The organism is Sphingomonas sp. NPDC079357 (assembly GCF_044901155.1).
Classification (GTDB): domain Bacteria; phylum Pseudomonadota; class Alphaproteobacteria; order Sphingomonadales; family Sphingomonadaceae; genus Sphingomonas.
In genome coordinates, this window is sequence record NZ_JBJDOM010000001.1 from 1,385,103 (window position 1) to 1,398,147 (window position 13,045).

At 68.1% G+C, this 13,045-nt stretch carries 16 protein-coding genes; 7 read left to right on the forward strand and 9 right to left on the reverse strand.

Annotated features, from left to right (window positions below):
• Positions 1 to 39: 39 nt before the first annotated feature.
• Positions 40 to 1,098, forward strand: a complete 1,059-nt coding sequence (locus tag ACI2JO_RS06435; RefSeq protein ID WP_404719873.1) for a ferritin-like domain-containing protein — start codon at positions 40 to 42, stop codon at positions 1,096 to 1,098.
• A 42-nt stretch (positions 1,099 to 1,140) separates the two neighbouring features.
• On the opposite strand, the gene queA is transcribed toward ACI2JO_RS06435, so the two are convergent.
• The 7 genes from queA to panC form a co-directional block, all read right to left on the reverse strand.
• A complete protein-coding gene (gene queA, locus ACI2JO_RS06440) occupies positions 1,141 to 2,166 on the reverse strand; it encodes a tRNA preQ1(34) S-adenosylmethionine ribosyltransferase-isomerase QueA (RefSeq protein ID WP_404719874.1) in 1,026 nt (341 codons plus the stop codon).
• A 4-nt stretch (positions 2,167 to 2,170) separates the two neighbouring features.
• The gene (locus ACI2JO_RS06445) at positions 2,171 to 2,854 is read right to left on the reverse strand and encodes a peptidylprolyl isomerase (RefSeq protein ID WP_404719875.1); all 684 of its coding nucleotides are present in this window, start codon (positions 2,852 to 2,854) and stop codon (positions 2,171 to 2,173) included.
• Between the two features lie 226 nt (positions 2,855 to 3,080).
• Entirely contained in the window at positions 3,081 to 3,581 is a 501-nt protein-coding gene (coaD, locus tag ACI2JO_RS06450; RefSeq protein ID WP_404719876.1) for a pantetheine-phosphate adenylyltransferase, read from the reverse strand.
• Between the two features lie 16 nt (positions 3,582 to 3,597).
• Positions 3,598 to 4,506, reverse strand: coding sequence for a polyprenyl synthetase family protein (locus ACI2JO_RS06455; RefSeq protein WP_404719877.1), 909 nt, complete (start codon positions 4,504 to 4,506; stop codon positions 3,598 to 3,600).
• Positions 4,503 to 4,742 (reverse strand): exodeoxyribonuclease VII small subunit, encoded by a 240-nt coding sequence (locus tag ACI2JO_RS06460; RefSeq protein ID WP_404719878.1) that lies wholly within the window; start codon positions 4,740 to 4,742, stop codon positions 4,503 to 4,505. The genes ACI2JO_RS06455 and ACI2JO_RS06460 overlap by 4 nt, the downstream gene beginning before the upstream one ends.
• Positions 4,743 to 4,812: 70 nt before the next feature.
• On the reverse strand, positions 4,813 to 5,103 hold the full coding sequence (locus ACI2JO_RS06465; RefSeq protein WP_404719879.1) for a hypothetical protein: 291 nt from the start codon (positions 5,101 to 5,103) through the stop codon (positions 4,813 to 4,815).
• 109 nt (positions 5,104 to 5,212) lie between these two features.
• A complete protein-coding gene (panC, locus tag ACI2JO_RS06470) occupies positions 5,213 to 6,055 on the reverse strand; it encodes a pantoate--beta-alanine ligase (RefSeq protein WP_404719880.1) in 843 nt (280 codons plus the stop codon).
• Between the two features lie 74 nt (positions 6,056 to 6,129).
• Here panC and ACI2JO_RS06475 point away from each other — a divergent pair, with 74 nt between their 5' ends.
• Genes ACI2JO_RS06475 through pgmG form a run of 3 tightly spaced genes read left to right on the forward strand, consistent with a single transcriptional unit; the run spans position 6,130 to position 8,578 of the window.
• On the forward strand, positions 6,130 to 6,939 hold the full coding sequence (locus tag ACI2JO_RS06475) for a division plane positioning ATPase MipZ (protein WP_404719881.1): 810 nt from the start codon (positions 6,130 to 6,132) through the stop codon (positions 6,937 to 6,939).
• Positions 6,940 to 6,941: 2 nt separating this feature from the next.
• A complete protein-coding gene (locus ACI2JO_RS06480) occupies positions 6,942 to 7,208 on the forward strand; it encodes a DnaJ domain-containing protein (RefSeq protein ID WP_404719882.1) in 267 nt (88 codons plus the stop codon).
• Entirely contained in the window at positions 7,205 to 8,578 is a 1,374-nt protein-coding gene (pgmG, locus tag ACI2JO_RS06485; protein ID WP_404719883.1) for a phosphoglucomutase/phosphomannomutase PgmG, read from the forward strand. The genes ACI2JO_RS06480 and pgmG overlap by 4 nt, the downstream gene beginning before the upstream one ends.
• Positions 8,579 to 8,644: 66 nt before the next feature.
• Here pgmG and ACI2JO_RS06490 read toward each other — a convergent pair whose 3' ends face one another.
• A complete protein-coding gene (locus ACI2JO_RS06490) occupies positions 8,645 to 9,385 on the reverse strand; it encodes a Crp/Fnr family transcriptional regulator (RefSeq protein ID WP_404719884.1) in 741 nt (246 codons plus the stop codon).
• Positions 9,386 to 9,511: 126 nt separating this feature from the next.
• Here ACI2JO_RS06490 and murA point away from each other — a divergent pair, with 126 nt between their 5' ends.
• The 3 genes from murA (at position 9,512) to ACI2JO_RS06505 (ending at position 11,661) form a co-directional block, all read left to right on the forward strand.
• On the forward strand, positions 9,512 to 10,795 hold the full coding sequence (gene murA / locus ACI2JO_RS06495) for a UDP-N-acetylglucosamine 1-carboxyvinyltransferase (protein ID WP_404719885.1): 1,284 nt from the start codon (positions 9,512 to 9,514) through the stop codon (positions 10,793 to 10,795).
• 144 nt (positions 10,796 to 10,939) lie between these two features.
• Positions 10,940 to 11,152, forward strand: a complete 213-nt coding sequence (locus tag ACI2JO_RS06500; RefSeq protein WP_404719886.1) for a hypothetical protein — start codon at positions 10,940 to 10,942, stop codon at positions 11,150 to 11,152.
• A 176-nt stretch (positions 11,153 to 11,328) separates the two neighbouring features.
• Positions 11,329 to 11,661: a hypothetical protein gene (locus ACI2JO_RS06505; protein WP_404719887.1), complete on the forward strand. Its 333-nt coding sequence runs from the start codon at positions 11,329 to 11,331 to the stop codon at positions 11,659 to 11,661.
• 10 nt (positions 11,662 to 11,671) lie between these two features.
• Here the strand turns inward: ACI2JO_RS06505 and ACI2JO_RS06510 are convergent, their stop codons facing one another.
• Positions 11,672 to 12,895, reverse strand: coding sequence for a threonine synthase (locus ACI2JO_RS06510; protein ID WP_404719888.1), 1,224 nt, complete (start codon positions 12,893 to 12,895; stop codon positions 11,672 to 11,674).
• Positions 12,896 to 13,045 lie beyond the last annotated feature (150 nt).

Sequence of the window (13,045 nt, forward strand, 5' to 3'; positions counted from 1 at the left end):
CCGATGATGTTCTCCTGACGCTTTCAAGGAATCTTCCCCATGATCGATCCGTTCAAGGCTCTCGAAATCCTGTCCGCCGCCGATGCGCGCCGCGCGGCGCGGCGCGGCTTCCTCAAGGCGGCCGGTGGCGGTGCGGTGCTGCTGGGCGGCGCGTCGCTGCTGTCGGGCTGCTATGGCGATTACGAAGACCAGCCCGCACCGACCCCCACGCCGTCACCGACCCCAACCCCGACGCCGTCGGCGATCAGTGACAGCGATGTGCTGAACCTCGCGCTCAACCTCGAATATCTCGAGGCGCAATTCTACCTGTACGCCGTCAACGGCACCGGGCTGTCGGCGGCGCAGACCGCCAGCGGCAGCGGCACCGCCGGCGGCACCGTAACCGGCGGGGCGAAGGTCGATTTCACCAAGGACCCGATGGTGGGCGCCTATGCGCGCGAGATCGCTGCGGACGAAGCCGCGCACGTCGCGTTCCTCCGCGCGGCGCTCGGTTCGGCGGCGGTGGCGATGCCGAACATCAACATCGCCGGCGGCGCGAACGGCGCCTTCACTGCGGCGGCGCGCGCGGCAAAGGTGATCGGGGACACCGATACGTTCGACCCTTATTCGTCGCCGGAAAACTTCCTGCTCGGCGCGTTCCTGTTCGAGGACGTCGGGGTCACCGCCTATAAGGGCGCCGCGCCGCTGCTGACGAACAAGACCTATCTGGAGGCGGCGGCGGGCATTCTCGCGGCCGAGGCGTATCACGCCGGGATCGTGCGCACCGTCCTTTACGCCAAGGGCATGTCGACCGCCGCGCTGATCGACGCGACGACCAAGATCTCCGACGCACGCGACCTGCTCGACGGCAAGCCGACCGACGATACCACGCGCGGTATCGGCTCCGACGACGATCAGGGGCTGGTCGACGCCAACAACGGCAACGCCGCCAACCTGGTGCCCACCAACGTCAACGGCATCGCCTACAGCCGCAGCAGCGAGCAGGTGCACAACATCGTATACCTGAACGCGACCGGCGCGAACCGTACCGGTGGCGGTTTCTTCCCGAACGGGACGAACAACCCCAACGCCGCGCTGCGCGTCGGGCTGTCGTCGTAAGGCGCGCGGCCGTCCGGGTGACCTCACCCGGACGGCCGTCGACTATGGCAGCAGCAGGCTCGCGTCGCCGTAGGAATAGAAGCGGTAGTCGCTCTCGATCGCATAGGCGTAGGCCGCCTGCATCCGATCGAGGCCCATCAGCGCCGACACCAACATGAACAGTGTCGAGCGTGGCAGATGGAAGTTGGTCATCAACCCGTCGATGCCGCGAAAGCGGTAGCCGGGGGTGATGAAGATCGACGTGTCGCCCTCGAACGGCTGGATCATCCCCGCCGCGTCTGCCGCGCTCTCGATCAGCCGTAGCGAGGTGGTGCCGACCGCGATCACCCGCCCGCCGCGTTCGCGGACGGTATTGAGCCGCGCGGCGGTAGCGGCGTCGATCCGCCCCCATTCGGCGTGCATCTTGTAGTCGGCGGTGTCCTCAGCCTTGACCGGCAGGAAGGTACCCGCGCCGACGTGGAGCGTCAGTGTGGCGTGCTCGATCCCGACCGCCGCCAACGCATCGAGCAGTGCGGGGGTGAAGTGCAGCGCGGCGGTTGGTGCGGCGACCGCGCCCGGCTCTGCCGCGAACATCGTCTGATAATCCTGCGCGTCGCGCGCGTCGGTGTCGCGCTTGCCCGCGATATAGGGCGGTAGCGGCATCCGGCCGGCACGTTCGAGCAGCAGCTCGACCGGCTCCTCGCCCGCAAAGACCAGCGCCCAGCTTCCATCCTCGGCGCGGTCGTGCGCGGTGGCGGTGACGTCGTGGCCGAAGTCGATGGCGTCCCCGTCGCGCAGCCGCCGTGCGTTGCGGACGAACGCGCGCCAGCGGCGTGGCCCCTCGCGCTTGTGAAGCGTCGCACCGATCCGCGCCGATCCCCGCATGCCCTCGAGCTGCGCCGGGATCACGCGCGTGTCGTTGAAGACCAGCAGGTCGCCGGCGCGGAGCTGTGACGGCAGGTCGGAGACGATGCGGTCGGCCAGCCCGGCGGGCGTGACCACCAGCATCCGCGCCGCGTCGCGCGGGGCGGCGGGACGCAGCGCAATCCGCTCCGGCGGGAGCGTGAAGTCGAAAAGATCGACGTTCATTGTGTCAGCGGCGGGTAGCGGACTTCTTCGGCGCAGGCTTCGCCGCGGCCGGCGTGGTGCCGGGCAGCGTCGGGAGCGTCGCCGGCAGCGTCGGCGCGGCGGCGGCAGGCAGCGGCTGGTACGGCGGGGGATTGTCCGACGCGATATAGGCATGGACGATCCGCGACGGATTCTGCGGCGGCTCGCCCTTCTCGATCAGGTCGACATAGTTCATGCCCGACAGCACGCGACCGAACACGGTGTACTTCTTGTCGAGCTGGAAGCGCGGTTGCAGCACGATGTAGAACTGGCTGTTCGCGCTGTCCTCCTTCTCGGCACGCGCCGCCGCCACCGCGCCGCGGACGTGCGGGAGGTAGTTGAACTCGGCGGGCAGATCGGGGAGCGTACTGCCGCCGGTGCCGTCACCCTTGGGATCGCCGCCCTGCGCCATGAAGCCGTCGATGACGCGATGGAAGGTCAGCCCATCGTAGAAATGCTGGCGGGTCAGCGTCTTGATCCGGTCGACCATCTTCGGTGCGACATCGGGGCGCAGCGCCACCTCAACCCGGCCGCCGGTCGAGAGATCGAGCACCCAGATATTGGTCTTGTCGGTCAGCGGCGGCGCGGGCAGCCGGTCCTGCGCGACGGCAGGGGTAACGACGGACACGGTCGCGGCGAGCGCGGCGGCGAAAAGGGCGATCGGGCGCATCGGGTCTTTCGGATCGGATCAATGGGTTCCGGCTCGCCCTAGACCAGAAACGTGCTTGCGCCAAACTGAACACGCGCGGGCCGCACCTTCGCCATCCCCGCGGAGGCGGGGATCCAGACGCGCAGTTCCGTCGAAGGAGCCGGGACGTGAGAGGGTCTGGATTTCCGCCTTCGCGGGAATGACGAAAAAAGGGGAGCGCGGGAATGACGATGGGCGAGAAACGGACTCAGCCTCCCCGCCGGCCATCCCGCTCGACGCGCGCCACCACTTCCTCGCAGACCGCCGGGCTGACGAACTTGCCGATATGGCCGCCGAAGATCGCGATCTCCTTCACCAGCCGCGACGCGATCGGTTGCAGGCAGACGTCGGCCATCAGGAAGACCGTTTCGATCCGGTCGTTCAGCTGCTGGTTCATCCCCGCCATCTGATATTCGTATTCGAAGTCGGCGACCGCGCGCAGGCCGCGGACGATCATCGTCGCCCGCTCGCGCTCGGCGAAGTCCATGAGCAGCGAATCGAACGACACGACGCGGATGTCCCCGCCGATGCCGGCGACCTCACGCTCGACCATCGCCATCCGCTCGTCGAGCGCGAACATCGGCGACTTGCCGGGGTTGGTGGTGACGCCGACCACCAGCCGGTCGACCAGCTTCGCACCGCGGCGGATGATGTCCATATGCCCCAGCGTGATCGGGTCGAAAGTGCCGGGATAGACGCCGATACGCATGGGAGAAGCCTTTCGGTCAGCCGCGACGATCGATGACGAAGCGGGCGATCGCGCGGAGCAGTTCGGCCTCCTCGCCATAGCTGCGCAGATGGTCGATCGCCTGGTCGACCAGCATCCGCGACTGCTGACGCGCCCGGTCCACGCCGAGCAGCGAGACGAACGTTTCCTTGCCCTGATCGCCGTCCTTGCGCAGCTTCTTGCCGGCAAGTTGCTCGTCCCCCTCGACGTCGAGCAGATCGTCGACGATCTGGAAGGCGAGCCCGAGGTCGTGCGCATAGCCGCGCAGGTGGCGGCGCCCCTCCGGCGGGACGCGGCCGAGGATCGCCCCACCCTCCACCGCCGCACCGATCAGTGCGCCAGTCTTCATCTGCTGAAGCCGGGTGACGGTGTTCAGGTCGAAGCGCGTGCCGTCGGCCTTGAGGTCCATCGCCTGCCCGCCTGCCATGCCCGACGGGCCGGAAGCGCGCGCGAGATCGGCGATCAGCTCGGCGCGGACGAACGGATCGGCATGCGTCGCGGGATCGGCGAGCACTTCGAACGCCAGGGCATGGAGGCAATCGCCGGCGAGGATCGCGGTCGCCTCGTCGAACGCCTTGTGGACGGTCGCCTTGCCGTGGCGCAGATCGTCGTCGTCCATCGCAGGCAGATCGTCGTGGATCAGCGAATAGACGTGGATCGCCTCCAGTGCGACCGCGACCCGCGCGGCGGCATCGCGCGCGACGTCGAACAGCCGCGCGGTCGCGAACACCAGCAGCGGACGCAGCCTTTTGCCGCCACCGATCGTGGCGTGGCGCATCGCGCGGTAAAGGTCCGCGCGCGGATCGTTCGGGATCGGCAACAGCGCGTCGAAGCGCCGGTCCATCTCCGCCGACACTTCCTTGAGCGCCGCTTTCAGCTGCGGCGAGGCGTTGGCGGCGACGCTCATCCGGCGGCGAACGGCTCGACCGCGGCGGGGCGCCCGTCGGCGCCGGTACGGATCGCCTCGATCCGCGCCTGTGCGGCATCCAGACGGTCGGCGCAGCGTTGCCGCAGCACGCTGCCGCGCTCGTACAGGCGGATCGCCTCCTCCAGCGGGGTGTCCCCCGATTCGAGCCGCGCGACGATCTCCTCGAGTTCGCGCAGACCGGCTTCGAAGGACAGCGTCTCGGTCGTATTCTCCATGACCGGGCTATGCGCTGTGCAAGCGCGACGGGTCAAGGAGATGCCGCAGGTTAGGGTCTGTGCTCAGACCCTAGGCCGCGCGGCGCTGCATTCCGCCGAGCACGTCACGCGCGGCGCGCTGTGCGGTCGCGATCTCGCGCGCGGTCATGTCCTCGGCGATGTCCGAGCGCGCTGCCGCCGCCGCGTCATTGCCCCAGGCCGCCGACAGATTGAACCATTTGTGCGCCTCGATCAGGTCGAGGACCACACCCATCGTGCCGGTCGAATAGGCCACGCCCAGATCATAGGCGGCGTCGACGTCGCCGCGGGTCGCTTCGTTGATACGGCGCGCTAACAGCGCCAGGTCGAATTCAGTTGCCATCGGACCACCCCTCAATCCTTCAATGTGAAGTGAGGTTTGCACCGATTCGGCTCACCAAATGGTTAAGGCCGCGATCATCTAAGCCGATGACTTAAAATGGGTGAGTCAATCAAACGGGATCGACGGCGAGGTTGTCGATCAGCCGTGTGTTGCCCAGCCGCGCCGCCGCCAGCAACTGCCGCCGCCGCCCCGGTGCGGGATCGCTTTCGAGCGTCTCGGCATCAACCAGTGCGACATAATCGACGGTGAAGCCTGCCGCGACGAGCGTCGCGCCCGCATCCGCCAGCGCCTTGTCGACAGCACCGCCGGCGAGCACCGCGCGCGCCGCCACGCCGAGCGCGCGGGGCAATGCGACCGCCTTCTGACGCTCTTCGGGCAGGAGGTAGACGTTGCGCGACGACAGCGCGAGGCCATCGTCCTCACGCTGCGTCGGCACCCCGGTGACCTCGATCTCGAAATCCATGTCGGCGACCATCCGGCGGATCACCGCGAGTTGCTGAAAATCCTTCTCGCCGAAATAGGCGCGGGTCGGGCGGACCTGGTTGAACAATTTGGCGACGACGGTCGCGACGCCGTCGAAATGCCCCGGACGCGCCGCGCCGTCCCAGCCCTCGCTCACCCCCGATACCGAGACGTTGGTGGCGAAGCCCGCCGGATACATCTGCTCGACCGGCGGCAGCCACAGCACGTCGCAGCCCGCGTCGGTGAGCATCGCGATGTCGCTGATTTCCTTGCGCGGGTAGCGTGACAGATCCTCGTTGGCGCCGAACTGCTTGGGATTGACGAAGATCGACGCGACGACCAGCGCGCCGGGACGGCGCGCGGCCTCGACCAGCGCGATATGCCCGGCGTGGAGCGCGCCCATCGTCGGCACCAGCGCCACTTCACGCCCGCCGGCGCGCGCTGTCTCCAGCGCGGCGCGCAGGCCGGCGAGATCACGATACACTTCCACCCGTTACCCCTCGAAACTCGCGGTCGGGGGTTCTATGGTCGCGACAGGACGCAATCAATCGAGGATGCGACGAATTGTCCGAAACGGGGACGGAAGCGCAACACGGCCGCACGCATGTCATCGTGTTCGCCAACGAAAAGGGTGGCACGGGCAAGTCGACGACGGCGGTTCACGTCGCGATCGCCTTGGCCGCCAAGGGCGCGCGCGTGGCGTGCATCGACCTCGATCATCGCCAGCGGACGCTGGGCCGCTATCTCGACAACCGCGAGGCGACGGTGAAGCGCGCCGGGATCGATCTGGCAGTGCCGGTCCATGCCACGGGCGACGGGCGGGCCGATGGCAATTTCCCGGAAATGTACCGCGCCTTCACCGATGGCTATGACTTCCTCGTCATCGACACACCGGGGCGGGACGATCCGGCAGCCCGGATCGCCGCGGCGCTGGCGGACACGCTGGTGACGCCGATGAACGACAGTTTCGTCGACTTCGACCTGATCGGGCAGGTCGATCCCGAGACCTACAAGGTGGTGCGCCCCAGTTTCTATTCGGAGCTGATCTGGGACGCGCGCAAGGCCCGCGCGCGCGAGGACGGGACGACCATCGACTGGGTCGTGCTGCGCAACCGCCTGCAATACCTTGAGGCGCGCAACATGCGACGCGTGTCCGAGGCGCTGGACCAGCTCGCCCGGCGCGTCGGCTTCCGGATCATCCCGGGCCTGGGCGAGCGCGTGATCTATCGCGAACTGTTCCCCAAGGGGCTGACGCTGCTCGACGCCAAGGAATTCGGCGGCATGGGGCTGAGCCATGTCGCGGCGCGGCAGGAGTTGCGCGAAATGATGGCCGCGCTGGCGCTGCCAGACGTCGGCGCGACGCAGGCCGCCTGACGATGCTGATCAAATGGATCGTCGCGGCGCTGATCGTGTGGGGCGTATGGATGCTGCTCCGCAAGCCGGCGAGAAAGCGCCCCTCCCCGCTCGGCGAGGCGCGGCGCGTGCTGGGGGTCGACGCGCGCGCCGACGCGGGCGAGATCCGCGCCGCGCACCGCCGGCTGATGAGCGAGCTACACCCCGATCGCGGCGGCTCCGAACAGCGCGCGCGGCGCGTCAATGCAGCGCGCGACACGCTGCTCGCCGCGTTGAAGGACCCGCGATGACGCACCGGCTCTCGCCCGAGATCCTGCGCGCCTATGACATTCGCGGGCGCGTCGGCGACACGCTGACCGAGGCCGACGCGTGGGCGGTCGGACGCGGCTTCGCGACGCGCATCCGGCGCGCGGGCGGCATGCGCGTCGCGGTCGGCTATGACGGGCGAACGCACTCGCCCATGCTGGAGGCGGCGCTGGTGGCCGGTCTGACCGCCTCGGGCGTCGACGTCGTGCGGATCGGCGTCGGGCCGTCGCCGATGCTCTATTATGCCGCCGCGACGTTAGAGGTGGATGGCGGCGTACAGGTAACTGGCAGCCATAATCCCCGTGAGGACAATGGCTTCAAGCTTGTGATGCAGGGGAACAGCTTCTGCGGGCCGGATGTGCGCGATCTTGCGCGGCTCGCCGAGACCGGCGACTGGGAGAGCGGGGCCGGCACCGTCACCGAGGCTGACGTCCTCGACCTTTACGTCGGCCGGCTGCTCGCCGGCTATGCCGGGGGGACGTACCGGATCGGCTGGGACGCCGGCAACGGCGCTGCCGGGCCGGCGATCGCGCGGCTGACCGCGCAGCTTCCGGGCGAACATCATCTGCTGTTCTGCGACATCGACGGCACCTTCCCCCATCACCACCCCGATCCGACGGTGGAGGCCAATCTCGCGCAGCTTCAGGCGCTGGTGGCGGAGAGAAAGCTCGATTTCGGACTGGCTTTCGACGGCGACGGCGACCGGATCGGCGCGGTCGACGCGCAGGGCCGGGTGTTATGGGGCGACGAGATCCTGTCGATCCTGATCGGGCCGACGCTCGCCGAACTGCCCGGCAGCACGATCGTCGCCGACGTGAAATCGAGCGACGCCTTGTTCGAGCGGATCACCGCACTGGGCGGGACGCCGGTGATGTGGCGGACCGGGCACAGCGAGATCAAGACGAAGATGAAGGAACTGGGAGCGCCGCTGGCGGGCGAGCTGTCCGGGCATATCTTCTTCGCGCATGAATATTACGGCTTCGACGATGCGCTCTATGCCGCAGTGCGGCTGATCCGCGCGGTGCACCTGTCGGGGCGCTCGCTGACCGATCTGCGCGAGGACACCTCCGCGCGGGTCGCGACGCCCGAATGGCGGGTGCCCGTACCCGACGCCCGCAAGGTCGCGGTGGTCGAGGAAGTCGCCACGCGATTGTCGAAACAAGGTGCGCGGGTGACGATTACCGACGGCGTGCGCGTCTCGACCGAGGACGGCTGGTGGCTGCTGCGCGCCTCGAACACGCAAGCGGCGCTGACGCTGCGCGCCGAAGGGCGCGATGCCGGGGCGTTGGCGCGGCTGATCGCGGCGATCGATGCGGAACTGGCGGCCTGTGGGCTGTCGCGCAGCGGCAACTGACCGATCGACCGACCCCATCGTCGCGCCGGACCTGAGCCGGAATGACGGGAGGGTCGTCGTCGCCGCCTACGCCGGCTGCACTTCGGGCAACCACGAGAGATCGGCATCCTCGCCGCGATCGTTGCGGCCGGCCGCGCGGCGAAGTCCCGCCTCGTCGATGATCGTCACCCGCCCGGCGGTGCGCGCGATCAGCGCCTGATCCTCAAGCTGGCGCAGCATCCGGTTGACGTGCACCGCGGTCAGCCCGACCGCGTCGCCGATTTCCTCCTGCGTCAGCCCGGGGGTGAAGCTGTCGCCGATCGCGGCATCGCCGCGCCGCATCCGCGCGCGGATTTCCAGCAACATCCCCGCCACCCGGGCGCGCGCGGGCAGCTTGGCCACCGCCGCCAGTCGATCCGCCAGCGACGCGCTCTCGATCTGTTCGAGCGCGGTCAGCGCCAGCGCGAGCCGCGGATGACGCAGCGTCGCGTCAGCCAGCGCGGCGCGATCGATCGGCGACACCACGCTGTCGGCCGCGGCGACCAGCGTCTGTTGCGCCTTGCCGAACACCATCACCTGTGCTCCGAACAGATCGCCCGGAAAGATCAGCCGCAATATCTGTCGACTGCCGTCGCCGAGCAGCACATAGCCCATCATCATCCCGCTTTTCAGCGCGAACAGATCGGTGCCGCGCTCGTTCTGGCGCACCAGCGTCGCGCCCCGGCGCAGCGGGCGTTCCCGCTCGACAAGCCCCGCCAGCACGCCGCGCTCGACCGTGGTGAGAGATAGAAAATCGCCGACCCGGTCGGCGAAACTAAGCGCTGGCACGCAATGTTGATCCTCAAGTTCCTCGGATCGTTACGCGGGCGTGGCATTGGACTGCATTAAAACCGATCAACCGGCGGATGCGTTCGTTCACTTGGCGCGACGCCGCGGCTTCGATAGAGCGTGCCGATGGACCGTATCATCATTCGCGGCGGCCGCCGCCTGTCTGGCAAGCTCCCCATTTCCGGCGCTAAGAATGCCGCGCTGACGCTGATGCCGTGCGCGTTGCTGACCGACGAGCCGCTGACGCTGCGCAACCTGCCGCGGCTCGCCGACGTCGACGGTTTCGGGCATTTGCTCAACCAGCTGGGCGCCTCGACACGGATCGAGGGCAGCAAACCCGATGAATTCGGCCGGGTGATGACGATCCGTGCGGGGCAATTGACCTCCACCGAGGCCCCCTATGACATCGTGCGCAAGATGCGTGCGTCGATCCTGGTGCTGGGGCCGATCCTGGCGCGTGCCGGGCAGGCGCGCGTCTCGCTGCCGGGCGGCTGCGCGATCGGCAATCGCCCGATCGACCTGCATCTCAAGGCGCTGGAGGCGATCGGCGCCACGCTGGAGATGAGCGCCGGCTTCGTCACCGCCACCGCGCCCGGCGGACGGCTTTCGGGCGGGAGCTACAGCTTCCCGGTCGTGTCGGTCGGCGCGACCGAGAACGTCATCATGGCGGCGGTGACCGCCAAAGGATCGAGCCGGATCGAGAATGCCGCGCGCGAGCCGGAGATCGTCGACCTGTGCCGCTGCCTGATCGCGATGGGCGCACGGATCGAGGGCGTCGGCACCGGCACGCTGGAGATCGAGGGCGTCGACGAATTGCACGGCGCGACCTATGCGGTGATGCCCGACCGGATCGAGGCGGGCAGCTATGCCTGCGCGGTCGCCGTCACCGGCGGCACGGTCGAGCTGACCAACGTCAACGCCGCCGACATGGGCGCGACGCTCGACGCGCTGCGCGAAGCCGGCGTCGGGATCGAGGAGCGGCGCGGCTCGATCATGGTGACGTCCGAGGCGGAGCTGAAACCGCTGTCGCTGTCGACCGCGCCCTATCCGGGCTTCGCCACCGACATGCAGGCGCAGTTCATGGCGATGCTGTGCAAGGCGCCGGGCACCAGCACGCTGACCGAAACGATCTTCGAGAACCGCTACATGCACGTTCCCGAACTGGCGCGGATGGGCGCGGACATCAGCGTGCGCGGGCGCACCGCCGAGGTGACCGGCGTCGACCGGCTGGTCGGCGCGCCGGTGATGGCCACCGACCTGCGCGCGTCGATGAGCCTCATCATCGCCGGGCTGGTCGCGGACGGCGAGACGACCGTCTCGCGGGTCTATCATCTCGATCGCGGGTATGAGCGGCTGGAGGAGAAGCTGCAGGCTGTCGGTGCCGACATCGAGCGCGACGGCGGCGGCTGACCTGTCGCTTTGCCGCGTCGCTTTAACGTTTCATCAATCAATTTCGGTCACCATGCCGTCGGGGCGTTGACGAACGGACGCGCAACCGGTCCTCTCCGGCCCTGCGGCGGCACGAGTCGCGCGCACGCCCGAGAGTGGGGAACCATGGACGCGATGACCGGCGGCTCGCCGCGCGAGCAGCTCGAGAAAATCCTTTGGACCGCCCGCAGCGCCGGCGCGACGCTGATCATCTCGCACGGGAACGATCCGGCGACCATCCGGCTGTTGCTCGACGAAGGGCTGGTGCGCGAGCGGCTGGGGCATCTGGTGTTGACGCTGAAGGGCTTGCAGCGGCGACGGGCGTGTGCGCCATATTAAGGGCAGTAATGATCGCCCCCCGCCTCAAAGCGGTTAAGCGCCTTAATTTACGGCCCCTTGGCTGACCGCACTTGTTAAATGATCGGCGCCGGTGCCTTTGTTGTTGCTAAACCTGCCGCCAAGGCGGATCATGGCTTATGGTTGAAATAGTTCTTCCGCTTGGTGCGCTGGCGTTCATGTCGCTGATGTTCGCGCAGGTTTGCCGCCTGATCTCACAAGCGATACTTAACCGCACCGTTCGCAAGGCTCTCGATGTCGATCCCGCCAGCGCACGCCTGTTGATCGAAAAGATCGAACCGCGTGCACGATCGAACGCCGGGCTGATCGGCTGGGTGATGGTCGTCGCTGGCATCGCGATCGGTGCTCTCGGGATCATCGAAAAAGCGGAGGACTACAGCGACAGCATGCCGATTGCTGCGGTGAGCGTCATTACCGGCATGGGTATCCTATTATATACATGGTGGGTCGGCCGCTCGGTTCCTGATGTCGAGCAGATCGAGGCCAGGTAGCGTCGCGCGATCACAAAGCGTCGAAGTCGATCGTCCCATGCCGATCCAGCCGCTGCTCCGCTGGCGGCATCGGATACTTCAACCCCGTCGCGCAATTGAACAGCACGACCTCGTCATCCTCATCAACCAGCCCGTCGCGCAGCGCCTGCCGGTAGGCCGCCAGCGTCGCCCCGCCTTCCGGGCACAGTAACAGCCCGTCCTTGCGCGCGCACTCGTCCACCGCCTTCAGGATCGCGGGGTCGCCGACCGCCAGCGCCCGGCCGCCGCTCTCGCGCACCGCCCGCAGGATCAGGAAGTCGCCCACCGCGCGCGGCACGCGAATGCCGGCGGCGACGGTGTGCGCGTCCTCCCAGCGTTCAGCATGTTCCTCGCCCGCCTCGAATGCGCGCACGATCGGCGCACATCCCGCTGCCTGTACCGCAAACATCCGCGGCCGTTCCGCGCCGATCCAGCCGAGCCTCTCCAGCTCGTCGAACGCCTTCCACATCCCGATCAGCCCGGTGCCCCCGCCGGTCGGATAGAAGATCGCCCTGGGCAGCCGCCAGCCGAGCTGCGCGGCCAGTTCCAGCCCCATCGTCTTCTTGCCCTCGATCCGGTACGGCTCCTTCAGGGTCGAGAAGTCGAACCACCGCCCCTCTGCGGCACCTTTGCCAACAATCGCGCCGCAATCGTCGATCAAGCCGTTGACACGCCACACCTTTGCGCCCTGCGCGGCGATCTCGCGGACGTTCACCTCGGGCGTGTCCTCCGGGCAGAAGACGATCGTCTCGATCCCGACGCGGGTGGCATAGGCGGCGAGCGCCGCGCCGGCATTGCCGTTGGTCGGCATCGCGATCCGCGTCACACCCAATTCCCTGGCCATCGCGACCGCCATCACCAGCCCGCGCGCCTTGAAACTGCCCGTCGGCAACCGACCCTCGTCCTTGACCCAGACGTTGGGGCCGGCGCTGGCGGTGATCGGGATCAGCGGCGTCTCGATCTCGCCGAGGCTGACGATGTTGCGGGTGTGGCGTACCGGCAGCAGCTCGCGCCACCGCCACAGATCGGTCGGGCGGGCGGCGAGCGTATCGCGCGGGAGTGCGCCGCGCAGCGCGTCGAGATCGTAGCGCACGAGCAGCGGCCGGCCAGCGCGCGAGAGGTTGTGAAGCTGGTCCGCCTCGTAAAGCTCGCCGCTCAGCGAGCATTCGAGATACGTGACGAACGTCGCGCGATCGGCGGTAAGATTTTCGTTCATGCCGCGGAGTTTAGCGGGCGGGGCCGGAGGCGTCATCCCCGGCTCGTGCGCAAACCCTCCTCCCTCGTCATTCCCGCGCAGGCGGGAATCGAGACGCGCAGGTGCTCGCAACGTTCGCAACGTCAGAGGTCCTGGGTCCCCGCTTGCGCG

Coding starts and splice junctions, on each gene's coding strand:
- ACI2JO_RS06480 (WP_404719882.1), top strand. CDS start 6,942: ATGCTGATCAAATGGATCGTCGCGGCGCTGATCGTGTGGGGCGTATGG.
- murA (WP_404719885.1), top strand. CDS start 9,512: ATGGACCGTATCATCATTCGCGGCGGCCGCCGCCTGTCTGGCAAGCTC.
- ACI2JO_RS06500 (WP_404719886.1), top strand. CDS start 10,940: ATGGACGCGATGACCGGCGGCTCGCCGCGCGAGCAGCTCGAGAAAATC.
- ACI2JO_RS06505 (WP_404719887.1), top strand. CDS start 11,329: ATGTCGCTGATGTTCGCGCAGGTTTGCCGCCTGATCTCACAAGCGATA.
- ACI2JO_RS06460 (WP_404719878.1), bottom strand. CDS start 4,742: ATGGAGAATACGACCGAGACGCTGTCCTTCGAAGCCGGTCTGCGCGAA.
- ACI2JO_RS06510 (WP_404719888.1), bottom strand. CDS start 12,895: ATGAACGAAAATCTTACCGCCGATCGCGCGACGTTCGTCACGTATCTC.
- ACI2JO_RS06435 (WP_404719873.1), top strand. CDS start 40: ATGATCGATCCGTTCAAGGCTCTCGAAATCCTGTCCGCCGCCGATGCG.
- queA (WP_404719874.1), bottom strand. CDS start 2,166: ATGAACGTCGATCTTTTCGACTTCACGCTCCCGCCGGAGCGGATTGCG.
- ACI2JO_RS06465 (WP_404719879.1), bottom strand. CDS start 5,103: ATGGCAACTGAATTCGACCTGGCGCTGTTAGCGCGCCGTATCAACGAA.
- coaD (WP_404719876.1), bottom strand. CDS start 3,581: ATGCGTATCGGCGTCTATCCCGGCACTTTCGACCCGATCACGCTGGGG.
- ACI2JO_RS06455 (WP_404719877.1), bottom strand. CDS start 4,506: ATGAGCGTCGCCGCCAACGCCTCGCCGCAGCTGAAAGCGGCGCTCAAG.
- ACI2JO_RS06445 (WP_404719875.1), bottom strand. CDS start 2,854: ATGCGCCCGATCGCCCTTTTCGCCGCCGCGCTCGCCGCGACCGTGTCC.
- pgmG (WP_404719883.1), top strand. CDS start 7,205: ATGACGCACCGGCTCTCGCCCGAGATCCTGCGCGCCTATGACATTCGC.